Origin of the sequence: Gluconacetobacter asukensis, from assembly GCF_014174375.1 — a bacterium.
Lineage (GTDB): Bacteria > Pseudomonadota > Alphaproteobacteria > Acetobacterales > Acetobacteraceae > Gluconacetobacter > Gluconacetobacter asukensis.
In genome coordinates this window covers 18,992-42,260 of record NZ_JABEQE010000019.1, presented here as the reverse complement: position 1 = coordinate 42,260, position 23,269 = coordinate 18,992, and the positions used below count along the sequence as shown (strand labels likewise).

21 protein-coding genes are annotated in these 23,269 nt (G+C 63.4%); 10 read left to right on the top strand and 11 right to left on the bottom strand.

Annotation, left to right across the window (positions count from 1 at the left end):
• Positions 1 to 3 precede the first annotated feature (3 nt).
• Positions 4 to 1,680: an MFS transporter gene (locus HLH35_RS16695; RefSeq protein WP_220790741.1), complete on the bottom strand. Its 1,677-nt coding sequence runs from the start codon at positions 1,678 to 1,680 to the stop codon at positions 4 to 6.
• Positions 1,681 to 1,707: 27 nt separating this feature from the next.
• Here HLH35_RS16695 and HLH35_RS16690 point away from each other — a divergent pair, with 27 nt between their 5' ends.
• Both HLH35_RS16690 and HLH35_RS16685 read left to right on the top strand, forming a co-directional pair.
• On the top strand, positions 1,708 to 1,869 hold the full coding sequence (locus HLH35_RS16690; RefSeq protein WP_182980216.1) for a hypothetical protein: 162 nt from the start codon (positions 1,708 to 1,710) through the stop codon (positions 1,867 to 1,869).
• Positions 1,820 to 2,740, top strand: a complete 921-nt coding sequence (locus tag HLH35_RS16685) for a LysR family transcriptional regulator (protein WP_182980215.1) — start codon at positions 1,820 to 1,822, stop codon at positions 2,738 to 2,740. Before HLH35_RS16690 ends, HLH35_RS16685 begins: the two co-directional genes overlap by 50 nt.
• Before the next feature lie 53 nt (positions 2,741 to 2,793).
• Here HLH35_RS16685 and HLH35_RS16680 read toward each other — a convergent pair whose 3' ends face one another.
• The 4 genes from HLH35_RS16680 to HLH35_RS16665 form a co-directional block, all read right to left on the bottom strand.
• Positions 2,794 to 3,522 carry a GntR family transcriptional regulator gene (locus HLH35_RS16680; RefSeq protein ID WP_220790736.1) on the bottom strand — a complete coding sequence of 243 codons (729 nt, stop codon included), beginning with the start codon at positions 3,520 to 3,522 and terminating at the stop codon, positions 2,794 to 2,796.
• A 241-nt stretch (positions 3,523 to 3,763) separates the two neighbouring features.
• Positions 3,764 to 4,327 carry a Rid family hydrolase gene (locus tag HLH35_RS16675; RefSeq protein WP_338029380.1) on the bottom strand — a complete coding sequence of 188 codons (564 nt, stop codon included), beginning with the start codon at positions 4,325 to 4,327 and terminating at the stop codon, positions 3,764 to 3,766.
• 37 nt (positions 4,328 to 4,364) lie between these two features.
• Positions 4,365 to 5,123: an SDR family NAD(P)-dependent oxidoreductase gene (locus tag HLH35_RS16670; protein ID WP_182980251.1), complete on the bottom strand. Its 759-nt coding sequence runs from the start codon at positions 5,121 to 5,123 to the stop codon at positions 4,365 to 4,367.
• A gap of 116 nt (positions 5,124 to 5,239) precedes the next feature.
• Positions 5,240 to 6,334 (bottom strand): LLM class flavin-dependent oxidoreductase, encoded by a 1,095-nt coding sequence (locus tag HLH35_RS16665; protein ID WP_182980214.1) that lies wholly within the window; start codon positions 6,332 to 6,334, stop codon positions 5,240 to 5,242.
• Positions 6,335 to 6,837: 503 nt separating this feature from the next.
• Here HLH35_RS16665 and HLH35_RS16660 point away from each other — a divergent pair.
• The 6 genes from HLH35_RS16660 to HLH35_RS16635 all read left to right on the top strand — a co-directional run bounded on the left by HLH35_RS16660 (position 6,838) and on the right by HLH35_RS16635 (position 13,290).
• On the top strand, positions 6,838 to 7,665 hold the full coding sequence (locus HLH35_RS16660) for a transporter substrate-binding domain-containing protein (RefSeq protein ID WP_182980213.1): 828 nt from the start codon (positions 6,838 to 6,840) through the stop codon (positions 7,663 to 7,665).
• Between the two features lie 54 nt (positions 7,666 to 7,719).
• Entirely contained in the window at positions 7,720 to 8,385 is a 666-nt protein-coding gene (locus HLH35_RS16655) for an amino acid ABC transporter permease (protein WP_182980212.1), read from the top strand.
• Positions 8,386 to 8,387: 2 nt separating this feature from the next.
• The gene (locus tag HLH35_RS16650) at positions 8,388 to 9,044 is read left to right on the top strand and encodes an amino acid ABC transporter permease (protein ID WP_182980211.1); all 657 of its coding nucleotides are present in this window, start codon (positions 8,388 to 8,390) and stop codon (positions 9,042 to 9,044) included.
• Positions 9,041 to 9,769, top strand: a complete 729-nt coding sequence (locus HLH35_RS16645) for an ATP-binding cassette domain-containing protein (RefSeq protein WP_182980210.1) — start codon at positions 9,041 to 9,043, stop codon at positions 9,767 to 9,769. Before HLH35_RS16650 ends, HLH35_RS16645 begins: the two co-directional genes overlap by 4 nt.
• Before the next feature lie 360 nt (positions 9,770 to 10,129).
• Positions 10,130 to 12,721 (top strand): TonB-dependent receptor plug domain-containing protein, encoded by a 2,592-nt coding sequence (locus HLH35_RS16640; RefSeq protein WP_246385175.1) that lies wholly within the window; start codon positions 10,130 to 10,132, stop codon positions 12,719 to 12,721.
• The gene (locus tag HLH35_RS16635) at positions 12,721 to 13,290 is read left to right on the top strand and encodes a flavin reductase family protein (protein ID WP_182980209.1); all 570 of its coding nucleotides are present in this window, start codon (positions 12,721 to 12,723) and stop codon (positions 13,288 to 13,290) included. The genes HLH35_RS16640 and HLH35_RS16635 overlap by 1 nt, the downstream gene beginning before the upstream one ends.
• A 253-nt stretch (positions 13,291 to 13,543) precedes the next feature.
• On the opposite strand, the gene HLH35_RS16630 is transcribed toward HLH35_RS16635, so the two are convergent.
• The 3 genes from HLH35_RS16630 to HLH35_RS16620 all read right to left on the bottom strand — a co-directional run bounded on the left by HLH35_RS16630 (position 13,544) and on the right by HLH35_RS16620 (position 16,651).
• Positions 13,544 to 13,888 (bottom strand): acyl-CoA thioesterase, encoded by a 345-nt coding sequence (locus HLH35_RS16630; protein ID WP_182980249.1) that lies wholly within the window; start codon positions 13,886 to 13,888, stop codon positions 13,544 to 13,546.
• Positions 13,889 to 13,995: 107 nt separating this feature from the next.
• On the bottom strand, positions 13,996 to 15,453 hold the full coding sequence (locus tag HLH35_RS16625) for an AMP nucleosidase (protein WP_182980208.1): 1,458 nt from the start codon (positions 15,451 to 15,453) through the stop codon (positions 13,996 to 13,998).
• Positions 15,454 to 15,505: 52 nt separating this feature from the next.
• The gene (locus tag HLH35_RS16620; RefSeq protein ID WP_182980207.1) at positions 15,506 to 16,651 is read right to left on the bottom strand and encodes an energy transducer TonB; all 1,146 of its coding nucleotides are present in this window, start codon (positions 16,649 to 16,651) and stop codon (positions 15,506 to 15,508) included.
• Between the two features lie 182 nt (positions 16,652 to 16,833).
• Between HLH35_RS16620 and HLH35_RS16615 the strand changes: the two genes are divergently transcribed.
• Positions 16,834 to 17,478 carry a DNA-3-methyladenine glycosylase family protein gene (locus HLH35_RS16615; RefSeq protein WP_182980206.1) on the top strand — a complete coding sequence of 215 codons (645 nt, stop codon included), beginning with the start codon at positions 16,834 to 16,836 and terminating at the stop codon, positions 17,476 to 17,478.
• A 165-nt stretch (positions 17,479 to 17,643) separates the two neighbouring features.
• Here HLH35_RS16615 and HLH35_RS16610 read toward each other — a convergent pair whose 3' ends face one another.
• Entirely contained in the window at positions 17,644 to 18,435 is a 792-nt protein-coding gene (locus HLH35_RS16610) for an alpha/beta fold hydrolase (RefSeq protein ID WP_182980248.1), read from the bottom strand.
• Positions 18,436 to 18,510: 75 nt separating this feature from the next.
• Complete coding sequence (locus HLH35_RS16605; RefSeq protein WP_182980247.1) at positions 18,511 to 19,497, bottom strand: NAD(P)H-quinone oxidoreductase; 987 nt, start codon at positions 19,495 to 19,497, stop codon at positions 18,511 to 18,513.
• A gap of 183 nt (positions 19,498 to 19,680) precedes the next feature.
• Here HLH35_RS16605 and HLH35_RS16600 point away from each other — a divergent pair, with 183 nt between their 5' ends.
• Positions 19,681 to 21,531: a chloride channel protein gene (locus HLH35_RS16600; protein WP_408870136.1), complete on the top strand. Its 1,851-nt coding sequence runs from the start codon at positions 19,681 to 19,683 to the stop codon at positions 21,529 to 21,531.
• 195 nt (positions 21,532 to 21,726) lie between these two features.
• Here the strand turns inward: HLH35_RS16600 and glnA are convergent, their stop codons facing one another.
• Positions 21,727 to 23,187, bottom strand: a complete 1,461-nt coding sequence (gene glnA, locus HLH35_RS16595; protein ID WP_182980205.1) for a type I glutamate--ammonia ligase — start codon at positions 23,185 to 23,187, stop codon at positions 21,727 to 21,729.
• Positions 23,188 to 23,269 lie beyond the last annotated feature (82 nt).

Genomic DNA, 23,269 nt, shown 5'->3' with positions numbered 1-23,269 from the left:
GAATCAGTGGGCAGGAGCCGTCGCCGACGGCGGGCGGGGCGGATAGACGCGGCGAGGCAGGACGACGTTCAGCACGGCGTAGAACAGGCAGACCCAGATCAGGATGAAATAGATGTCCGCCAGCCCGAGAACGAGCGCCTGCTCGCGTATGTAAGTGTGAAAGACTTCCAGCGCGTTGCGCGCGACATGCGCGGCATCGGGCGAGGTCCCGGCAAGCTGCTGGCCGATCGGGTCGCCCAGCCCCTGCAACGCCAGCCCGTGCGTGCCGTGATGGTCGAGCAGCATGGTGGAATGATACTGCTCCCGCCGCCGCGTCAGTGCGGCGAACAGCGCGAAGGCCACGGCATTGGCCAGCCCCTTGAGCATGTTGACCATGCCCGAGATGAACGGCCCGTCCGCCGGCCCCAGCGCCAGCGTCGCCAGCATCAGGGTCGGGATCACCGTCATCGGCTGGCCGAATACCTGAAGAATCTGGATGAGGTAGAAATTCTCCCGCACCCAGTCGGGCGTCAGCCAGGTGCCGCACCACGCAGCCGCCGCCAGGCACAGCATGCCGCCGGCCAGCACATAGCGGCAATCGACACGACGGCTGTTGCAGATGGCCGCGATCAGCGGAAGCATGATCAATTGCGGCAGCGCCACCACCAGCGAGACCGGCGCGGTCTGGATCGGCCGGTAGCCCCGCACCTCCTCCAGATACAGCGCCGGCAATTCGGCCATCAGCCCGCAGATCGCCAGAATCCCCACCAGCGACAGCAGCGAGGCCTGGATATTGCGCGACAGCCAATAATGAATCTTGAAATACGGGCTGGGATGAAACGATTCGTTGATCAGGAACACGACGAACGCGGCCCCGCCCCACAACGCCAGATGCGTGATGACGGGCGAGCGGAACCAGTCCAGCCGGTCGCCCTGATACAGCACGATCACCAGCGAACAGATCGCCGGCAGCCCGACCAGCAACCCGAACCAGTTGAATTTCTCGAACCGCTCCAGATGCATCGGGTCGCGCGGCAGCCCATAGGCCAGCATCGCCACCGACAGCGCGGCCAGGGGAATGATCTCCCAATACAGCCAGTGCCAGCCGACATGTTCGAACCAGAACGCTTCCAGCGGCAGGCCCAGATTGGGGCCGAAGGTCGCACTCATGGCATAGCCGCCAATGCCGAACACCCGAATTTCCGCCGGCAGATATTTCAGCATCACGGTCATCAGCACCGGCGGCAGGCACCCCGCCGTCAGCCCCTGGAACGCCCGCAGTACGCAAAGCGACGTGATGTCGGGCATGAAGGGTGCTGGAATGGCCAGCAGCGCCATCGTCGCGGTGATGAAGATCGAAAAACGATAGATCGAAAACGTCATGTAGAACCACGGCGTGAACGCCATGGACGCGATGTTGAACGCCTCGTAGATCGTGGTGAACCAGGTGCCCTCATCGTGGCCGATATGCATGGCACCACGAATGTCGGACAGGCCGATTTCCGTCACATGCTCGTTGAACCCCGCCACATGCACCGCCAGCAGCATGCCCAGACAGCCGATGATCGTGCGCAGCCCGAAGGGCGGAATGTACGACGGCACCGGCGGCGCGGCATGGATCACCGGCGCCGCCGGGGCAGCCGCCGCCGGCGGAGGGGCCGGTATGGTCAGCCCATCCGGGGCCGCCGCGCCGCCGCGCATATCATGGGGGTCGGAAATCATGGCCGGATGATCATCGAAATCGAAACGCCGAAAACCTCCATTCCGATTATGTCAGGCTTCCACTTTCCGGAAGCGTTTCCGCTGGCCTTTCCCCTGCGCGAAAAGATAGGCTGCCCGGATGCGTGGATACGATCTCGACCTGTTGCGCTTCCTGCAGGTGCTGATTGAAGAGCAGAGCGTCTCCATCGCCGCGCGGCGCATGCATGTCAGCGAACCGGCGATGAGCCGCCACCTGGCCAAATTACGCGGCGTCTTCGGCGACCCGATCCTGGTGCCCTCGGGCCGGCACCTCATCGCCTCGGCCTTCGCGCTGGGCATCCGTGACCGGGTGCAGGCGGTGGTACGCGCCGCCGACGGGCTGATCGAAACCCAGGTCCTGGCCGACCTGCGCAACATGGCGCCCAAATTCACCATCCGCGCCAACGATGTCGTCATCGCCCCGCTGGCGCTGCCGCTGTTGCGGGCACTCCGGCACGATTGCCCGAACTGCGAACTGGTCTTCGCGCCCGAAGTCGACGACGCCGCCAACCAGGCCCTGCGCGAGGACGCGATCGACCTCTATATCGGCGCGACCGACATGCTGAAGCCGGAAATCCGCCGCCAGACCATCTTCTACAACATCATGAAGGCGCTGGTGCGAAAGGACCACCCGATCTTCGCCGAGGGCATCACGCCCGAAGCCCTGACCCGTTACGACCATATCAGCGTCTCGCGCCGCGGCCGCGCCCACGGCCCGATCGACCGCATCCTGCGCGACCAGCACGGCCTGTCCCGCCGCATCGTCCTGGTCGTCCCGCATTACAAGGCCATGATCGACAGCATGCGCGACACGGACCTCATCGTGACCCTGCCCGACATGGCCCTCTACCGCGTGCCGCTGGCCGAACGCGGACTGGCCCTGTTCGACTACCCGTTCCCGCTCCCCCGCGTCGAAGCCTTCCAGGCCTGGCACCCCAGGCGCGACAACGACCCGGTCCACCGCTGGCTACGCGAAACCATCTTCCGCGTCGCCCGCCAGATCCAGAGCGAACTGAACTGACACTGAGGAAACGCGCGTCAGATCGCTCCAGGCCGAATATCAATCGGGCGACATCAACCCTTCGCTTCCGTGGCGATACCATCGGAACCGACATCCTTGATAAGCGCCAGATATCTCTCAACGGCCTTGGCGAATTTCGCCTGCCAGATGCGCTGCGCGGCCGCCAGGTCCTTGTCGCGGATCGCGTGAAAAAGCGCGACAACATAGCGTTCGGCGTCGGTCAGACGATCAGTATAGACCGCGCCGAGCATGCAGTTGAAACGGCGAACATCGCCTGTCAGTTCAGAAAAGCAACGGATGGTTCTCTGCAACCCGGTCGCGTCTATGATCGCCTGCTGGAATTTGAGATCGTTCTGGATGGTTTCCTCCTGCTTCTCCATCTGCGCGAAGCGGATCGCGTTCTGGCTAAGCTTCTCGAGGGCACGCAGATTGCGCGCATCCATCCCTCCAAGTTCCTCGATAAGATATGTCAGGGCAATTTTGCCGAGTGCCATGCGGATCTTGTAGACTTCAAGAACATCCGCCGCATCGACGGCGCTGACGACGGCACCGCGATTACGCCGAAGCTCGACGAAGCCTTCCCGAGCGAGCACGCGCAGGGCCTCGCGGATCGGATGGCGCGACACGTCAAGCATCTCGGTAAGCTGCTGCTCAACAAGGCGATCGCCCGGCTGGAATTCGCCCGAGATGATCGCGTTCCTGATCTGTTCAGAAGCGAATTCCGAGCTTTCCAGCGTCTTGATGGGTACTAGCGGCGTCTTGGCTTTCCCCAGCACGGCCACGTTTCTCTCCTCCAGGCAAGCTTTCGAAGAGACATATTACATCCTTAAACCCCTGTCGACGCATCGGCGGCGGGGAAGGGATGGACCGATCTGGTAAAGGGCACTTGAACGCGCTGCCGTGACACCAGATTGAACCCGACGGACCTGGCAGGATGGCGCGAGGCGCCGGCGGGTGGCCGGCACCCTGCAGGTACCGGCGGTTCCCCCACACCATCGGGCCCGGGCGGAAGGGCACCCGGCTCTACAACGAGATCTGGATGTGTTTTTTCTCCAGTGATCCCGCGCCGCGATAGGCGGTGATCTCGATCTCGAACAGATATTCCGGCCCGCCGAGAGGGGAGCACGTGACACAGCTTGTGGGATCGATGCCGCGATATTTCTCGCCGATCAATTCCATGACATCCTTCACGTCTTCCTGGCGAGGAATAAAAACGCGCGAACGGATAACGTCAGCCAACGAAGACCCGACCGCCGCCAGAGCGCCCTCGACATTCCTGAACGCCTGCTCGGCCTGCGCCCGAGCCGTCTCCGGCATCCGGCGCGTCTTGTAGTCGCGCCCTGCCGTCAAAGACATGAAAATCCATTCGCCGAGCACCGTAACGCGCGAATAGCTCTCCTTGTCTTCAAGGATGCTACCCGATTTTACTTTGATGATTTCCGTGATCATATTCATATCCTCACAGTCGGCCGCCAGATGCAGGCGTGCCAGGCCCATGGATGCTGCCTGGCACGGCGCGTGGCCGGCCGGACGCGCCCGATCACGCCATGACGCCCTAAAATGAAATACCGGCGTGTATTCACTCACATGATTTCAAGTCATGCGGGATGGATCCGGTACGCGATTACATGAAAACGCCGCCATCGATTGCGACCGTCTGGCCGGTAATCATCCGGCCGCCGAACCCCAGGAACACGATCAATTCGGCCACGTCGCGCGTCGAGCAGATCCGCCGCAACGGGGTGGCCTCGATCGTGCTCTCGCTGCGTTCCTTCGACCATTCGATGCTCCAGGAGCTTTCGACGCAGCCAGGTGCCACCGCATTCACACGCACGTCGGGTGCCAGCGCCCGGGCGAGATTCTTCGTCAGATTGATGACAGCCGCCTTCGATGCGCTGTAGGCGATGGAACTCGCGACCGCGCCGAACCCCGCGATCGATGCGGTATTGACGATAGCCCCTCCACTTTCCTTCAGCGCGCCAGCGGCAGCCTTGGAGCACCGAAATACGCTCATGAGGTTGACGTTCAGCAAAGTCGCCCAAAGCTCTTCGGTAATTCCGTCCAGATCGTTGATCGGCACCGGGCGGGTCAGGCCGGGCGTGCCCGCATTATTGACAAGCAGGTCCAGCCGCCCGAGATCGCTGACGGCCTTGCGCACCATCTCGGCGGCCTGCTCGGCATCGCCCAGGTCGGCTGGCGCGCCGACCACGTCATACCCTTCGGCTTTCAGGGCCGCGAGCGCCTCCGCCCCGCGCGGGTCGCCCGGCAGATAGTTGATCGCGATCTTCGCGCCAAATTCGCCCAACATCCTGGCTGTCTCGAGGCCAATGCCCGAGGCGCCCCCGGTGATGAGGGCCGTACGATCGTGAAGAGAAAAAACCATCGACATGCTCGTGATCCTCCTGATCTTTCTGCCTGAATAACCCGACATGCCACGCGATATGCGTGCCACCCATTACAATAACGATCCAGGGATGCGGCTTCCCGCGCAGGATCGCGTCAGTTGCCTGCCGGCACGCTTCCGCGCCGCGCTGCGCCGATCGCGTCAATCGGGCCGACCTCCCGTTCCACGAGCGGCAGCACCTCGCTCCGGAAACGGTGCAGGGATTTCATCGCACTCTCCAGAGGCATGCAGCCAAACTGGAAATTGCAGGTATAATTGGTCGGGTTCAGGCGCTTGATATCGGCCACCATCTTCTCCGCGACCACATGCGGGTCCCCGACGACCATGTTGTTCGCGAAACCCTCCAGCGTATTTTCTCCGGGGAAGGCCTCGTTGCGTATAAAGCCGTCCTGATCGAGCGGCAGTTCCGCCTGCCGCAGGAAGTGCGCCATCCGGCCGACGTAACGCGCGCGCTCGGCCGCCGCGAGGGCTTCGGCATGCGTATCGACGATATGGACATATTGCATGATCGCAAGCGGTCTTGTCGCCGGATCTTCGTCGATTGCCTGCCAGCCCGCGTCCAGGGCGTCGGCCATCTTGTACAGTACGGGCGAGCCCAGGGTGCTGGCGGCGATAAACGGCGCGCCGTGCCAGCGTTTGAAACGCTCCAGCAGTCTGGGATGCGAAGACGTGACATAAAGCTCCGGCAGGGGCTTCTGTTGCGTCGAAATCGCGAACGTCGTCTTGGGTACCGAAAAATGCTGGCCCTTGTACTCGACAACACCCTGTGTCAGGGCCGTCTCGATCACGTCCCAGTATTCCAGGAAAACGTCAACCTTGTCTTCCAGCCGTGTACCGTAGCGGTCGAATTCATATTGCTGGTATCCGGTGCCCAGTCCCACGACCAGCCGCCCTTCCGACTGAACGTCGGCCACCGCGATCTCCTGGGCGACCCGCAGCGGGTTGTAGAGCGGTAAAACGATCACTCCCGGCCCAAGCTTGATCTTCTTGGTCCATCCCGAAGCGTAGGATACCATCATGAGCGGCGACGGGGAGCTCGAATAGTTCGCAAAATGATGCTCGGCAAACCAGGCGATGTCAAAGCCCAGTTCCTCCGCCGCTTCGACCATCTTGCGGGTATCGGACATCACGCCGGCCGCGCCGTTCGGATGATCCCGCAACGTCATCAGACTAAAGAGACCCAGTTCCACGATCTTGCTCCCATTGATAAAGACACGATTCCCGAATTCACGTCTGTGGCGCGGGCACGACAGCCGGTCTCATCAGGATCGTTCTCGACACGTCCGCCAGGTCGTCGATTGCCCATTGACGGAATATTTCCGAACGAAAGACGTCCCTTATGCCCAGAGCCTCATTCTGCGCGCATCCGATCCGTCGCTACGCGTATAAAATTGGCGATTGTCTACAATCTGTCAAGCGCGGAAATGTCCCGGCTTTCGGGATTTCATGACGTAAGAGTGAGGGATATCCGTGGTAAGTCAATGAAACCATCCGTTGCGAAACAAGATCGTTCCGATGTTGACTGATCGTAGACAATCTGCAATCACTGTGGGGCACCACGACGGTTTTCGTGGTTTGAAATGCGTCTGTCCTTGCGTTGTAAACAGGTTGTGCGGGTTGTTATGATACCCGGAGCCGCTCCGTTTCGCGAAGTATTGGCGGCGGAATTGAAGTCCGCACATGCAGGTGGTTCATGCTCAAAAGAATTCTGGCGGCCGGCGTTGGTGTTTGGGTGGGGGCGATAAACGTGCCCGCGTCCCATGCTGCGGAGTCCGCGCTCGACACCGTGGTCGATAGGGGGGTGCTGCGGTGCGGGGTCGTCCTGGACTCGCCTCCGTCCGGCTATCGTAACGCCCGTAACGAACCGGATGGTTTCGACGTGGCCTATTGCCGGGATATGGCACAGGTCATGGGCGTCAAGGCCGACATCATCGAGACACCCGCCAGCAACCGGATTCCCGCCCTGGTGGCCAAGCGCATCGATGTGCTGATCGCGTCCACGACGGGAACGCCGCAGCGTGGTCTCACCATCGCCTTCAGCCGCCCTTACATGAGTTACGCGACGATCATCATCTCTCGCCGCGGAAGCGGGATAAGCGCTTTCGCCGATCTTGCGGATAAAAGACTCGGTGGCGTCGCCGGCACGACCAACGAAGCTCTGCTGAAAAAGGAAATGGCCGGGTCCTGGAAAGGAAAAGGCGCGACCTATACAGCCTATGGCGGAGACAACGAGGCCTTCCTGGCGCTGGAAGAAGGGAAGGTCGATGCGATATTGCAGGCGGTCGGCGTCTTCAAGACCCTCCAGGACAGCGGCATGTTTCCGGACTTCGTGAATGCCGGCTCCGTGCCGCTGAACGATCTGGTGTCCATCGGCGTTAGGCGTGACGACGTACAGTTCCTGAATTGGGTCAATCAATTTATCTGGAGCCAGAACGTCAGCGGCAGGTTCGCGCAATTGTACCGGACCTATTTCGGTGATGGCCCACTCCCTGATCTGTCAACCAATACCGTTTCGCCCTGACGCGCCTTCGCGCCCTGATACAGGTGGGAATATTGTGATGGATTTTCTTCTTTGATGTCAGACTACCATTTTCACTGGGTCATGGCGCTGCGGGACCTGCCCTCGTTATTGCAGGGGGCCGTGGTCACGCTCCAGCTCACCATATTGTCCATGATCATCGGCGTGGGTGTGTCCGTCCCGCTGGCGGTCATGCGATGGCAGGGCCGCGGTGTATGGTCCGGTGTGGCTGGCGCTTGGGTAGACGTCGCGCGCAATACGCCCGTCCTGCTGCAGGTCTATGCCGTATATTTCGGCCTGGGCGCATATGGTTTCAACATATCGAGCTACGCGGCCACTCTGCTGGCGATCTCCTTCAACAATATCGGCTATCTGATCGAAATATTCCGTGGCGGTCTGGCAACGGTGCCCCGCTATCAATATATTTCAGGCCGTTCACTCGGTATGTCGGCGACACAGGCCTACGCCTATATCGTGTGGCCCCAGTTGCTGCGTATCGTCTTCTATTCGGTCATGACCCAGATGATATGGGCCATGCTCAACACATCCCTGGGCCTGCTGATCGGCCTGCGGGAACTGGCCGGCGCGGCGGAACAGGCTCAATCGGTCAATTACCGCACGCTCGAGACGTTCGCCATGGCGGCGTTGCTGTATTACCTGATGGCCAAATTATTGATTCTGGGCGCGGAACTTCTGTATGCGCGTCTGTATGGGCGGAGATAGCCATGCATTATACCGCGGCGTGGCAGCAGCTCCATTGGAGCGACGCGCTATACGTCCTGGTGGCGTCGTTGCGAACGCTCCAACTGACCTTCATGTCTGTCCTGCTCGGCACTCTTCTGGGCATTCCGCTGGGGGTGTTGCGGGCACTCAGTCCGGTCGTGAGGGTATTGAGCTCACCCCTGGTCGATGTGGTGCGCAGCGTGCCCATGATCATTCAGCTCATTATCCTCGATACATGTCTTTCAATTTCAGGATGGCCGCTGTCCGCCTTTCAGCTCGGCACACTGGCGCTGGGCGCCTGGATGACGATGGTGACGGCGGAGATCGTCCGGGGCGCCTATGAGGCTGTAGCACCCGGCCTGCGGCGAGTCGCGCGGTCGCTCGGCATGTCGTCCTGGCAGGAGTTGCGGGTGGTGTCGCTGCCGCTCGCCCTTCGCGGCGGCTTCCCTGCGTGGGTGGGGGCGGCGCTTTGCCTCGTCAAGGACAGCGCTCTGGTGGGGATTTTCGGATATGTCGAACTGACGAAGGCCGGTCAGATTCTCAATGCCAGAACCCACCACACCTTCCTGGTGTTGGGCGGCATAGGCGCCACGTATTTCTTCATCTGTCACGTCATCACGTTCTGCACACGCAGAATAGAGCGGAGGATGGCCGAGTGATCGAAATTAGAAACGTCAGAAAATCGTTCGGCGAGACGATGATTCTGAACGGTATCAGTCTGGACGTTCATCAGGGGGAACTGCTCTGCCTGATCGGCGGAAGCGGTTCGGGTAAATCGACCCTCCTTCAATGTATCAATGGTCTGGAGCCGATACAGGGTGGTGAGATTCTCGTTGACGGTGTCGATATCTGTTCAAAGTCAGTCAGCATCAATCATCTCCGACGCAAGGTCGGCATGGTGTTCCAGCAATACGAGGCCTTTCCGCATCTGACCGCGCTCGAAAACGTCGCCCTGGCGCCAAGGGTCGTGGCCAAGGTTCCCAGGCGCGAGGCGCTTGCGAACGCGCACAGGCATCTCACGCATGTCGGCCTCGGCGATAAAGCCTCCTTCTATCCAAGGAATCTGTCGGGTGGCCAGCAGCAGCGCCTCGCGATCGCGCGCGCGCTGGCCATGGAACCGCGCTACATGCTCTTCGACGAGGTCACATCCGCGCTGGACCCGGAACTGGTCGCCGAGGTGCTGGATACAATGCGAACCCTGAGGCGCGAAGGGATGACCATGGTCGTGGTCACGCATGACATGGATTTCGTTCGTGAATCGGCGGATCGCGTGGCGTTTCTGAGTGCGGGAGAGATTTGTGAAATCGGTAGTGTGAAACAGGTCATGATGAATCCTCAAACCGAGATCGTTCAGAAGTTCCTCGGCCGCCGTTCATCATCCTGATCTCATGCATGGATGCCTGCGGCGTCGCAGGCGGTCTCCCATTGCATGTCCCGGCCGTCGCCATGGCCCCTTTCTGTGACGAATGAATGTCGATTATCAACAATTTTGCATGGAATCATATTGCGACTCCAAAAAGACAAAGTTATAAGCGGATATGTCATTCCGATAACGGAATCACATATAGAAGAATTCGCAAAAAGCGCTGGATATGAATCGGCTTTCGTTCCGTCGTCCGGGCGCCTGTTTTTCGGTTTGCGGTTCATGAAGCCGGCCCGGCTTCAGGACCAACGATAACAATGAGAATCCGGCCCGGGGTAGCCAGGGCGTCTTACACTGCCCTCCTGGATACCTGACGGATTTATGGCAATTTGGGGTAATATCATGCTATCGCAAAAGAAGTATGTGGCTGCCGTCATCCTGGTTCTGCCGTTTGGATCTCCCATTGCCGGTGCCCAGACCATCAAGACGGCGGACGGATCCGTTTCTTCACCAGATGCCGTTCATGGCGTCAAATATAAAACGAAGACGGATCGGACCGCGAATCCGAAAATGATTCCGGCTCCATCTGTCTCGTCTGCGGGGCAGAAGGCGAATCTTTCGGCCGGAACGGCGGGCGAAGCGGTCATCGTCACCGGCACGCATGCCTTCAACAAGCATGCGCGCGATTCCACGGCGCCGATCTCGGTGGTTACCGCAGCCACGCTGATGCGATCCGGGCAGGTGAATATTGCCGATGCGCTGGTGCGCAGCGATCCGTCGATCACCGAACAGGCGCTGGGAACCGATACGGGCGCGCTGACGTCATCGATTCGTATGCGTGGCCTCAATCCCAACGAAGTTCTCGTTCTGGTCGATGGCAAACGGCGGCATACGACCGCCAACATCGCGACCAATACCGGACCGCAGGAAGGTTCCACCCCGGTCGACCTGAATATGATCCCGGCAAATGCCATCGACCACATCGAGATTCTCCGCGACGGCGCGGCAGCGATGTACGGGTCGGATGCGATTGCAGGCGTGGTCAATATCATTACGAAAAAGACGGACCACGGATTGAATATCACGGGCCAGACCGGAGCCAATGCCTATAATGGGGATGGCTGGCAGTATCAGGTCGGCATCGATGGGGGATTCCATTTCGGCGACGACGGCTACGTCCATATTGCCGGGCAGGAGACACATAGCGACCACATGGTGGTCAAGACTACGGATATTCGGGCCGTGCGCGGAAGTTCGGAGTATACGCCGGGCGTCGATTTTCCGAAGAATTCGAATCAGATCATGAGCTCGCCGGAAGAAACACGAGAAAATCTCAGTATCGATTTCGGAAAAACCCTGACGGAGGGCGTGGCCGGATATGGTCTGATCACCTATGCGCATCGCCATTCGGAAGGGTATGAAAACTATCGTACCCCTACCCGGTTGCCCGCGATCTATCCGGCAGGCTTCTCGCCCCTGGAGACGATCGAGGAAAATGACTATGCAGCCACGCTTGGCCTCAAGGGCGATAATTTCTTCGGCTTCCACTGGGATCTGAGCACGACGTACGGCGCCGACGAAGATGATATGGGGAACAAGAACACCGCCAACGTCGATCTGTACGATGCCACCGGATACACGCCGACCAGCGCCTTTCTCGGCTCCTACCGGCTGGCCCAATGGACCAATAATCTCGACCTTCGTCGGGCATGGAAGATTGCCAACACGGTGCCGGTGACGTTCGCCTTCGGTGCCGAGCACAGGCTGGAGACCTATCAGATCAAGGCCGGTGAAGCAGAGTCATATGAACTGGGTGGAACCCAGGCCCGCGCGGGCATGATGCCCGAGAATGCCGGAAACTGGGGCCGCGACGTGTGGGCCGGATACATGGATGGCGATTTCCATATTCTTCCGAAATGGGATCTCGATTTTGCCGGCCGGTTCGAGCACTACACCGATGCGGGCAATACTGAGAACGGCAAGGTTTCGACACGCTACGATGTTTCGAAGCGTTTTGCGGTCCGTGCCACGATCAGCAACGGTTTCCGCGCGCCGACCCTTCCCGAAGAGCATTTCAGTGCCCTCAATGTCGGACCGACCAATGCGGTCGGCCTGCTTGCGACGACGAGCGCGGCGGGCCGGTCCGTCGGCGCGCAGAACCTGTCTCCGGAACGCTCGACCAGTGTGGAAGGCGGGTTTGTGATGGAGCCAGTCGATGGGTTTCACGTATCCGTCGACGCATACCAGATCGATATCCGCGATCGGATCGCGGGCGGCGGTTCGGTAAACGGGCAGGCCGCGATCGACGCCATCGGCCTGACAGGCGCGACCCTTCCATCAGGTCTGACGACCGACGCCGTCAGCGTCAATTATTTCGCGAATGTAGGGTCGACCCGGACGCAGGGTCTCGACATCATGGCAGATTACATGGTGAAGCTGCATCGGTACGGAAGTCTGGCCCTGAGCATGGGGCTGAATCTCAACCGGACGCGCGTGACCCATATCAATACGACGGCGCAGGGCCTGCCGGACCTGAATCAGCAAACCGCGAACTATCTCACGGCCGGGGCCCCACGCAGCAAGATCATCCTCAATGCCTATTGGACGGTCGGACAGTGGGACGTGAACGTGCGCGAAACACGGTATGGCGAGACCACGTCAATGCTCACCTATCAGGATCAGACGCCCGCGAACCTGGTCTGTTCGCTCGACGGCAACGCCCTTCAATATTCGAACACATGTTTCGGTGAGTTCAAGAATACGCCGCTCTGGGTTACGGATCTCGAAGTCGGATATCGCTTGAACAGGCACTGGCATTTCGCGGTCGGAGCAAACAATGTGTTCAATGTGCGCCCTCGGCGGGTCCCGGCGGAGTTCGCCTATCTCGGGTCCCAGAATTATTATGACACCAATGCCGCCGGTGTCAGTTTCACCGGGGCTTACTATTACGGCCGCGTGAACGCCTCGTTCTAATGGATGTCGGGCATCCGGCGAGCCTGTCTGGACTCTTCCGTCTCAAGACCGGCCGCCCGGATGTTCAGGGAGTGAAGAACATTATGAACACTGTCGGGTTTGATGATTTTCGCCGGAGCATGAGAAGGCTGGCGGCAGGCGTTTCGGTCATTACATGCGGGCATCAGGGGGGGAGGTTCGGAATTACGATAACGTCAATGATATCGGTCAGTTTCGATCCTCCATCCATTCTTGTCAGCCTTAACAAGAAATCTTCCGTCCTTCAGCCGATACTCGCAAACTCTCCATTCTGCGTGAATATACTGTCGGCGTCGCACGAGGATGTGTCGCGGGAATTCAGCGGCGCGAATCCCGGCGCGGATCGATTCGCTACCGGCAACTGGGCGGTCAACGCTGAAGGTACACCCTATCTGGTTGATGCCGAGGCCAACATCTTCTGCACGTTGCACGACGTTCTGGACGGTTTTACACACCAGGTCCTTGTCGGAACGGTGACGAACGCCTGGCACGGCGAGGCGGTAAACCCTCTGGTCTATTGCAATGGGGGGTATGGGTTGGGCGTTGGATAATGCCCACCGGCTCCGCATGACCATCCCGGGGCCGTCTTCCTTCGCATGAAGACAGTCCCGGAAGAATCCATGGGAGATGCCGCCAGACGATGGCGGCAAATGCGCTGCCTGGGCCATGGGATGGGGGTTCTCGGCTTCTGGCAGATCGCCCCGAGACCGATCCGCTTGTGGCGACCTCACGGTCCGGTCAGCGCCGAGGCCGCACCATTCGCCGGTCCGTCCAGCGGCGCATCGGCATCAGGTTAACCCGCCCTCAGCGCGGCGTCTCCGGCGGCAGCGGTCTCGGGCGGCGCTCATCGTCGATGGCGACGAAGGTGAACACACCCTCCGTCACCTTCACCGTCTCATGCGAATGGCGCGCCCGGCGCCAGGTCTGCACATGGATCGACATCGAGGTCCGGCCGGTGCGGATGATGTCGGTATACAGGCTCACCTCATCGCCGATCAGCACCGGCTGGTGCAGGATCACCTTGTCGATCGCCACCGTCACGCAGCGCCCCCGGGCACGCAGGGCGGCGGCGGTGCCGGCGGCCAGATCCATCTGCGACATCAGCCAGCCGCCGAAAATATCGCCCGCCGCATTGGCATCGGCCGGCATCGCCACCACGCGGATGGTTGGCTGGCCGGATGGGGGCACGGGGGCGGCGGATTGCTGGTCTGGATCGGTCACGCACTATTTTCCTTGCTTTGCCCGGGGCGACGCTTTCAACGGAACGGGGGCTCGTCGAACCCGCGTAGCTTGCGCGAATGCAGGCGGTCCACCCCCTGCGCGCGCAATTGGCGCATCGTCTCGATCCCCACCGTCAGATGCTGGCTGACGCGCTCGCGATAGAAGGCATTGGCCATGCCGCGCAGTTTCAGTTCGCCATGCAGCGGTTTGTCCGACACGCACAGCAACGTGCCGTACGGCACGCGGAAGCGGAATCCGTTGGCGGCAATGGTCGCGGACTCCATGTCCACCGCAATGGATCGCGACATGTTGATCTGCGTGAACAGTGCGCGAAGCCGCAATTCCCAGTTCCGGTTGTCGGTCGTCATCACCGTGCCGGTGCGCAGCCGCGTCTTCAGTTCGGAGTCGTGCAGCCCGGTCACCCGCGCCGTCACATCCTGCAACGCCACCTGCACCTCGGCGATCGGCGGCACCGGCACCCAGGGCGGCAGATCGTCGTCCAGCACATGGTCGTCGCGCACATAGCCATGCGCCAGCACATAATCGCCCAGCCGCTGCGTCCGCCGCAGCCCTGCGCAATGGCCCACCATCAGCCAGCAATGCGGCCGCAACACCGCCAGATGGTCGGTAATGGTCTTCGCATTGGCCGGCCCGACGCCGATATTGACCAGCGTGATCCCGTCACCATCCGGCCGGCACAGATGATAGGCCGGCATCTGCGGCAGCGATCCGGCCATCGGCGGCCGGGCCGCATCGCCGCGCCGATGCACCTGGTCGCCAGGCTCCACGAAGCGGTCATATTCGCCCCCCAGATCCACCTGCGCGCGGCCATAATCGCGAAACGCGTCCACATAGCGCTGATAGTTGGTCAGCAGGATAAACCGCTGAACATGGCGCGGCGCGGTGCCGGTGTAATGATGCAGCCGCGCCAGCGAATAATCGGTGCGCTCGGCGGTGAACAGCGACAGCGGCCGCGGCTCGTCCGGGCGTGGGATCAGCGCGCAATTGGCAATGCTGTCGTCGGTGGCGTGCAGGTCGGGCAGGGCGTAATGGCGCTGCAACAGGCGCAGGTCATCCTCGGTGATGGCGGTCACCGCCTCTTCCATCACATAAGGCAGCGGGATCGGCCGGCGCGACCGCCCCACCAGCACCGGCTGGCGGTAATGATGCAGCAGGATGCCGATCTGCTCGCGCCAGTAATCGCGGAACAGTTCCGGGCGGGTCAGGGTGGTGCCGTAGAATCCCGGCTCCAGCACCACGTCGAAGGGCGGCCGCGTATCCTCGGCCAGCGGCGCGCTGCTGACGGCAAAGGCCAGGTAAGGATAGGTCGGCACCACCGGCCCGGCCGACTGCCGCCGGCCGAAGGCCGCGTGCAATTCATGCACGGCCGATTCATAGAGTTCGGCAATGCGCCGCACCGCCGCGTCGGCATCGTCGAACGTTTCGAAATCCGTGCCCACCCGGTCGCGGATCGCGGCAAAATCGTCAGTCATGCGCCATTCCTTCCGCTGCGGGCGCCCCGACCGGCACCCCCTTCGTGCAGGGTCAGCGCCGGATCAGGATATAGTTGATCGTCACGTCGATATCGAAATGGTCACCCGCCATGTCCGGCGGCACCGGGGGCAGCTCGGCCCCATGGAACATGCCGGTGGTCGCGGCATCCAGATAGTACGAGCCCGACTGGCCGGTCAGGCGTACTCCACGCACGCGCCCGCTGCGGTCCAGCACCACATGCACGGTCGAGGCCCCGTCGTCGCCCGCACGGGCGGCCTCCTCGGGATAATACATGTGGCTGCGGATCCAGCGGTCGATTTCCTCGCCATAATCCTCGCTGACGCCCCGCACCTGCGTCTGGCTCGAATAGGGGGCGTTCAACTGCCCGTTGCGCACCACCGGCCCCACCGACAGGTCGATCGGCCCGCCGGAACCGCCCGCCCGCCCGCGCCGCTGGCGCACCGGCCCCGGCGACGGCGCGAAGGACAGATCCATCGGATGATCGAACGGCGAGGGCGCACGGCTGGGCGTGCGCTGCCGGGCGGTCTGCGTGTGGCGCGGCGTGGGGTGCGCCGTCGGGTGCTCGGCCTGGCCAGGGCTCTGCATCGCCGGGTTGGGCGGCGCGGTCGAGGGCTGGTCGGGCAGCGTCTGGTCCGAGGGCGTACGCGGCAGCGGCGGGGCCGCCGGCGTCTGCGGCGACGGCACGCTGGGCGAGGGCGAGGAATCGCTGGGCTGCGGCTGGTCCGGCTGCGGCGTGGTCGGCGTGGGCTTGGCCTGCGACCCGCTGCCTCCCGCCTGGTCGGGCGAATTGCGCCCCTGCAGCCCGCTGGAGGCCGGCGGGGTGAACATCATCTCGACCGATTGCGATTCGGGCGCGGCCGATCCCCCGGCATGGTGGCGCGCCGCCTGCAGAATGATCGCCAGCAACACCAGATGCAGCGCGGCAGACACCGCCAGAACCGTGGTCACCCCCGGTTCGGCCACCGTATCCGGCCGGATCATCGGCGCGCCGCTCTGCTTCAGCGGGCGATAGCCCTCCGGGCGGCCGACCAGCTCGGGGCGCAGGCCCTCGCGTCCGTCGGGCCGTTCGGGCGGCTCGGGCAGGCGTGCCACACGCCCCCGAACATCCCCGCGCGGGATCAGGACGGGCTCCTCGGCCTGGCGATGGCGGGAGGAAGGACTGAGTGTCACCGTCATGAAGTGCCGGGAGTCTCCGCGTATTCGCCTGCGGCGCGTGGTCTCTCGGGACCCTAGCCGCTGGCGGCCCCGTTGTCATGATACCATGCCGTCATGAGATCGTATCATGTTGTCACCGCCGTCACGGCGGCGCCACGCCGATTTAACGGTCGGCCCCTCTCTGCACTAAGCTCCCGGCCATCATGACATCCTCCATTCCCTCTCCGGCGCAGGACCGCGCCATCCGCGCCCACCTCTCCGCCGCCGATCCCGACCTCGCGGCCCTGGTGGCGCGGGTGGGGCCATGCGGCCTGCGGGTCGAGGCCGGCCGCGCACCCTACGAGGCCCTGGTCAACGCCATCGCCCACCAGCAGCTTCACGGCCGGGCGGCTCTGGCCATCCTCGGGCGGCTGGTGGCCCTGGCCGGCGGCACCTTCCCCGATCCGGAGACGCTGCTGGCCTTCTCCGAAGCCGACCTGCGCGCCTGCGGCCTGTCCGGCACCAAGATCCGGGCGATCCAGGGCGTGGCCCAGGCCCGGCTCGACGGCACCGTCCCCTCCCGGCAAGAGGCCGAGTCGATGAACGACGACGACCTGATCGCCCGCCTGACCACCCTGCGCGGAGTCGGGCGCTGGACGGTGGAAATGCTGCTGATCTTCTCGCTGGGGCGCACGGATGTGATGCCGGTCGACGATTTCGGCGTGCGCGAGGGCTGGCGGGTGATCAAGGGGCTGGATACCCAGCCCCGCCCGGCCGCCCTGGCAGCCATCGCCCGCGACTGGAGCCCCTACCGCTCCGCCGCCGCCTGGTATCTATGGCGCGCCGCCGAGGCCGCGAAGGCCGCGTAGCAGACCCTGATTGAAAATGCGCGCTGGCGGCGATCCGACGCGTGTTTCCTGTGCTCCGATGCGCACGGCCATCAAGGCCGCTCCGCTTCGGTGCTCGGAAACCCACGCCGGGCGCGGCCCTGACGGGCCGCTCTCGCTCACCAGCCCACATTTTCAATCAGGGTCTTAGTACCGGTTCGTGAAATCTTCTACCAGCGCGGCGAACCGGGTGGGGTTTTCGACATGCAGCCAGTGGCCGGCATGCTCGATCAGTTCCAGATGGTAGTTGGGGAACAGCCGGCGCATCACCCCATAATGCTCCCGCCGGATATAGGGTGAATTCCCACCGGCCAGGAACAGCGTCGGCCCGGGATAGGTGTAGCCCTCGGGGATATAGGGCCAGCTTTCGATATTGGTCATCGAGCCCACGATATCCTTCAGGCCGATGACCCATCCCGGATTCTCGCCCAGCCGGATATTCTGCAGCATCAGCGCCCGCACATCGGCATTCGGGATTTCGGGCAGCAGGAGCGCATCGGCCTCCGCCCGGTTCAGATAATGCGGAAACCGAACCCGCAGCATCTGCTCGCCCAGCGAGAACTGCCCGTGCCCGGTGCGGGCGGGCGGAATGTCCGCCACCACCAGGCTATGCACCATGCCCGGCCGGGTCAGTGCCAGCGTCATCGCCACCTTGCCGCCCATCGAATGGCCCACCAGCGTCGCGGGTAGGGCTGCGTGATGGGCCAGCGTGTCCAGCAGGTCCCCGGCCATGGTGTTGTAGTCCATCGGCCCGTGCGGGCTGTCGCCATGATTGCGCAGGTCGATCGCCAGAGTCCGCCGCGTGCGGGCCAGCCGTCGCTGGAAGAAGCCCAGATTGCGGGCACGCCCGAACAGGCCGTGCAGCAGAACGATGGGCGGACGGGCGGACGCGGCGTCCGACACATCCTCGGGTCCACGCGCGATGACGTTCAGCAGCACGATGGCATGGTCCTTCACCTTGTTCCGCGCAGGAGTCCGCGATGGGCCGGGATTGGCGCGACCGATGTTATAACACTAACGCAGGTCGAGCACGATCTTGCCGGAATGGCTGCCCGATTCCATCAGCTTATGGGCTTCCACAACCTCGGCAAGCGGAAAGGTCGCGTGGATCAGCGGCGCGATCGTCCCATCCGACAGTCGGGGCCACAGCACCGCGCGCAGGCCATCGGCCACCCGGGCCTTGTACGCTCCGTCGCGCGGGCGCAGCGTGGTGCCGGCCACTGTCAGGTGACGGGTCAGGATACGGCCCACACCGACCTCCTGCGCGCGGGCCCCGCCTTGCAGCGCAATGATCACCAGCCGCCCGCCCGGCGCCAGGCAGCGCAGGTTGCGGTCCAGATACGGGCCGCCGATCACGTCCAGCACCACATCCACGCCCCGCCCGCCGGTCAGTTCGTCGATCCGCGCGACGAAATCCTCGTCCCGGTAGTCGATCGCGGCCTCGGCCCCCAGCTTCAGGCACAGCGCCGCCTTCTCGGTCGACCCCACGGTCACATAAGGCACGGCACCCAGCGCCCGTACGGTCTGGATCGCCGCCGTGCCAATGCCGCCCGCCCCGCCATGGATCAACACGGTTTCGCCGGGGGCGACATGCGCGGTCATGACCAGGTTCGACCATACGGTAAAGAACGTCTCCGGCAGGGCGGCGGCGCGGATGGCGTCGAACCCGTCCGGCCAGGGCAGGCACTGCCCGGCGGGCACGGCGCAATATCCGGCATAACCCCCACCATTGGTCAGCGCGCAGACAGGCGTGCCGATCATGGGCCAGTCCGGCGCGTCCGGCCCCTTCGCCACCACCTCGCCGGCAATTTCCAGCCCCAGGATCGGGCTGGCACCCGGCGGCGGCGGATACTGGCCCTTGCGCTGCATCAGGTCGGGCCGGTTTACCCCCGCCGCCTGCACCCGCACCAGCACCTCGCCCGGTCCGGGCACGGGCAGGGGGATGTCGGCCAGATTCATCGACTCGGGCGCGCCGGGCTCATGCACGATCACCGCGCGCATGGTGGGGGGCAGGGCAGGGGACACGGGCATTTCTCCGCGATCGGGGCCGCGCGGGGCGACGGTCCGGCATGGTAGGGCGGAATTCCGGTTGATCCGACAGGCCCATCACTTCAAATAGTCGCTACGGGCGCCCCGGTACCGCACGTTACCGGCCACCGGGCGCCGCGCGAAAGTGACCTGACCGTGCCGTCCTCCACCCTCGGCCTGCTGAACCATCTGCGCCGCCATCGCGGCGCATTCCTGCCCCCTGACGGGGCAGAAGGCGGCGTACGCGACGAGCGGGTGCCCTATGTCCCCCGCCTGCTGCGCGCCCTGGTGCGGGCCGACGAATTATGGCTGGTGGTGCTGGCGGCCTGTGTCGGCTGCGGCGCAGGCCTGCTGGTCAGCGCCATGATCCACGCCACCCTGCTGGCCCACCGCCTGCTGTTCGCCGCCCCCGGCGAGGGCCGCATCTCGGGCCTGCCCGCCATCATCCCCTTCCGCGCGCTCCTGGTGCCCACATTGGGCGGGCTGGTCCTCGGCCTGCTGGGTGTGCTGGTCGCGCGCTGCATCCCCGGCCGCCCGGTCGACCCGATCGAGGCCAACGCCCTGCATGGCGGCCGGATGTCGATGCGCGACAGCGCCATCGTCGCCCTCCAGACCGTGCTCTCCAACGCCGTCGGCGCCTCGGTGGGGCTGGAGGCCGGCTTTACCCAGATCGGCGCCGCCACCGGCTCGCGCCTGGGCCGCATGTTCCGCGTCCGGCGGGAGGATCTCCGCCTGCTGGTCGGCTGCGGCGCGGCCGGGGCCATCGGGGCGGCGTTCGACGCACCGCTGGCCGGGGCGTTCTATGCGTTCGAACTGGTCATCGGCACCTATTCGCTGGCCAACCTGGCCCCGGTCGCGGCGGCATCGGTCTGCGCCATCGGGGTGACCCGCCTGCTGCACAGCGCAGCCCCCGGCGTCAGCGTGGTCCTGCCCGCCGAATTGCGGGTGGACGACTACCTGCCCATCGCAACGCTCGGCATCGTGGCCGCCCTGCTGGGCGTGGGGCTGATGTATTGCGTCACCCTGGCCGAGGCCCTGTTCCGCCGCTCCGGCCTGCCGGTCTGGATGCGCCCCGCCGTCGGCGGGCTGGTGGTGGGCCTGCTGGCGCTGGTCTCGCCCACGGTCATGTCCTCGGGCCATTGGGCCATGCGCGTGGCGCTGGAGCACGCTTACCCTACCGGCTGGGTCCTGGCGCTGCTGGCCATGAAGGCCCTGGCCTCCTCGGTGTCGATCGGCGCCGGCTTCCGCGGCGGCCTGTTCTTCGCCTCGCTCTATCTCGGCGTGCTGACCGGCGCCGCCTTCGCCGGCGGGCTGGCGCTGATCTCGGCCACACCGCTTTCGGCCGAACTCTGCGCCCTGGTGGGCATGAGCGCCATGGCCGTCGCCGTGGTGGGCGCGCCCATGACCATGGTCTTCCTGGCACTGGAAATGACGGGCAGCCTGCCCCTGACCGCCGCCGTGCTGGTGGCCTCGGTCATCGCCAGCCTGACGGTGCGCCGCACCTTCGGCTATTCCTTCGCCACCTGGCGCTTCCACCTGCGCGGGGAGTCGATCCGCTCGGCGGTCGATGTCGGCTGGATTCGCACCCTGACCGTGGGCCGGATGATGCGCCACGACGTGAAAACACTGTGCCAGGACACAAAAGTGCAGGCCGCCCGCCAGGCCTATCCGCTGGGCTCGGCGCAACGCATCGTGCTGGTCGACCAGTCAGGGCGCTATGTCGGCCTGGTGCTGGTGCCCGACCTGTACGTCGACACCGCCCTGCCGGACGAAACCCTCTCCCGCTTCGCCCAGTATCGCGACCAGATGCTGGTGCCGCAGATGAACCTGCGCGAAGCCATCACCCGCTTCGCCCAGGCCGAAAGCGACGCGCTGGTGGTGGTGGATAGCGAAGAGAGCCGACAGGTGCGCGGCATGCTGACCGAACAGCACGCCCTGCGCCGCTACAGCGAGGAACTGGATCGGTCCCGCAGGGAGCTGGCAGGTGAGAAGCGATCTCGGAGCTAAGCTCTTCTTTTTCTGAAGAAAAAGAAGCAAAAAGACTTTTATCCGGTCGGTAGCCTCGCCACGAGCAAGCAAAAGGCTCCTGAACAAATCAGAAGTTTTTTGGTTCTTTTTTTCAAAAAAGAACAGAACGCCGGCACAAAAAAAGGGCGCCGGCCCTCACGGTCCCGGCGCCCCTTTCTCCAATCCCGAACGGAATCAGACGGAGTAGTACATCTCGAACTCGGCCGGATGCGGCGTGTGCTCGAACTTGAACACTTCCTGCCACTTCAGGTCGACATAGCTCTCGATCTGGTCCTTGGTGAACACGCCACCGGCCAGCAGGAACTCATGGTCGGCCGCCAGGGCCTCCAGCGCCTCGCGCAGCGATCCGCAGACGGTCGGGATCTGCTTCAGCTCGTCGGGCGGCAGGTCGTACAGATCCTTGTCCATGGCGTCGCCGGGGTGGATCTTGTTCTTGATGCCGTCCAGGCCGGCCATCAGCATGGCGGCGAAGGCCAGGTAGGGGTTGGCGGTCGGATCGGGGAAGCGGACCTCGACGCGCTTGGCCTTGGGGCTGGTCGCGTACGGGATACGACACGAGGCCGAGCGGTTGCGTGCCGAATAGGCCAGCAGCACCGGCGCCTCGAAGCCCGGGATCAGGCGCTTGTAGGAGTTGGTGGAGGGGTTGGTGAAGGCGTTCAGCGCCTTGGCATGCTTGATGATGCCGCCGATGTAATACAGCGCCTGGTCCGACAGGTCGGCATAGCCGTTGCCGGCGAAGACGGGCTTGCCGCCCTTCCAGATCGACTGATGCACATGCATGCCCGAGCCGTTGTCGCCATAGATCGGCTTCGGCATGAAGGTCGCGGACTTGCCGTAGGAATGCGCGACGTTGTGCACGCAGTATTTGTAGATCTGCATGAAGTCGGCGGATTCGACCAGGGTGCTGAACTTCGTCCCCAGCTCGTGCTGCGACTGCGCGACCTCATGGTGGTGCTTTTCGATCGGCAGGCCCATCTCGCCCATCGTGGTCAGCATTTCGGCGCGCAGGTCGGCCTCGCTGTCCACCGGCGGCACGGGGAAGTAGCCGCCCTTCACGCCCGGGCGATGGCCCATATTGCCTTCCGGATAATCCTTCAGCGACGCGCCGGGGCCTTCGATGCTGTCGAGCTGGTAGATGCCGAAATTCGGGCCGGTGCCGAACTTGACGTTGTCGAAGATGAAGAACTCGGCTTCCGGGCCGAAGAAGGCGGTGTCGCCCAGGCCGGTCGACTTCAGATAGGCCTCGGCCAGCTTGGCGGTCGAGCGCGGGTCGCGGTTATAGAACTGGCCGGTCGAGGGCTCGATGATGTCGCAGATCAGGATCAGCTGCGGCTTGGCCGAGAACGGGTCCATCACCGCCGTCGTCGGGTCGGGCAGCAGGACCATGTCGCTCTCGTTGATGGCCTTCCAGCCGCCGATCGACGACCCGTCGAACATGAAACCATCGCGGAACGTATCCTGCTCGATGGTCGAGACATGCTGGCAGGTGTGGTGCCACTTGCCGCGCGGGTCGGTGAAGCGCAGGTCCACCAGCTCCACGGAATGTTCCTGGATCAGGCTGAAGACCTTGGCGACAGCCTCAGCGGAAGGGGACGGAAGGGTGGTCGGAGCTGAACTCTGGGCTTTCTTCGCCATCGATATACCTGCCTTGAACTGAAGGTGCCGCACGACACGGCAGTGGAACGGTTACGAAACTAGGGACCCGTTGTCGATAGGA

Bases quoted from the DNA above. Each gene is read 5' to 3' on its own strand.
- HLH35_RS16695 (WP_220790741.1), bottom strand. From the start codon at position 1,680: ATGCGCGGCGGCGCGGCGGCCCCGGATGGGCTGACCATACCGGCCCCT.
- HLH35_RS16690 (WP_182980216.1), top strand. From the start codon at position 1,708: ATGATCATCGAAATCGAAACGCCGAAAACCTCCATTCCGATTATGTCA.
- HLH35_RS16685 (WP_182980215.1), top strand. From the start codon at position 1,820: ATGCGTGGATACGATCTCGACCTGTTGCGCTTCCTGCAGGTGCTGATT.
- HLH35_RS16670 (WP_182980251.1), bottom strand. From the start codon at position 5,123: ATGGTTTTTTCTCTTCACGATCGTACGGCCCTCATCACCGGGGGCGCC.
- HLH35_RS16660 (WP_182980213.1), top strand. From the start codon at position 6,838: ATGCTCAAAAGAATTCTGGCGGCCGGCGTTGGTGTTTGGGTGGGGGCG.
- HLH35_RS16655 (WP_182980212.1), top strand. From the start codon at position 7,720: ATGTCAGACTACCATTTTCACTGGGTCATGGCGCTGCGGGACCTGCCC.
- HLH35_RS16650 (WP_182980211.1), top strand. From the start codon at position 8,388: ATGCATTATACCGCGGCGTGGCAGCAGCTCCATTGGAGCGACGCGCTA.
- HLH35_RS16640 (WP_246385175.1), top strand. From the start codon at position 10,130: ATGGCAATTTGGGGTAATATCATGCTATCGCAAAAGAAGTATGTGGCT.
- HLH35_RS16635 (WP_182980209.1), top strand. From the start codon at position 12,721: ATGGATGTCGGGCATCCGGCGAGCCTGTCTGGACTCTTCCGTCTCAAG.
- HLH35_RS16630 (WP_182980249.1), bottom strand. From the start codon at position 13,888: ATGCCGGCCGATGCCAATGCGGCGGGCGATATTTTCGGCGGCTGGCTG.
- HLH35_RS16625 (WP_182980208.1), bottom strand. From the start codon at position 15,453: ATGACTGACGATTTTGCCGCGATCCGCGACCGGGTGGGCACGGATTTC.
- HLH35_RS16620 (WP_182980207.1), bottom strand. From the start codon at position 16,651: ATGACGGTGACACTCAGTCCTTCCTCCCGCCATCGCCAGGCCGAGGAG.
- HLH35_RS16615 (WP_182980206.1), top strand. From the start codon at position 16,834: ATGACATCCTCCATTCCCTCTCCGGCGCAGGACCGCGCCATCCGCGCC.
- HLH35_RS16605 (WP_182980247.1), bottom strand. From the start codon at position 19,497: ATGCGCGCGGTGATCGTGCATGAGCCCGGCGCGCCCGAGTCGATGAAT.
- glnA (WP_182980205.1), bottom strand. From the start codon at position 23,187: ATGGCGAAGAAAGCCCAGAGTTCAGCTCCGACCACCCTTCCGTCCCCT.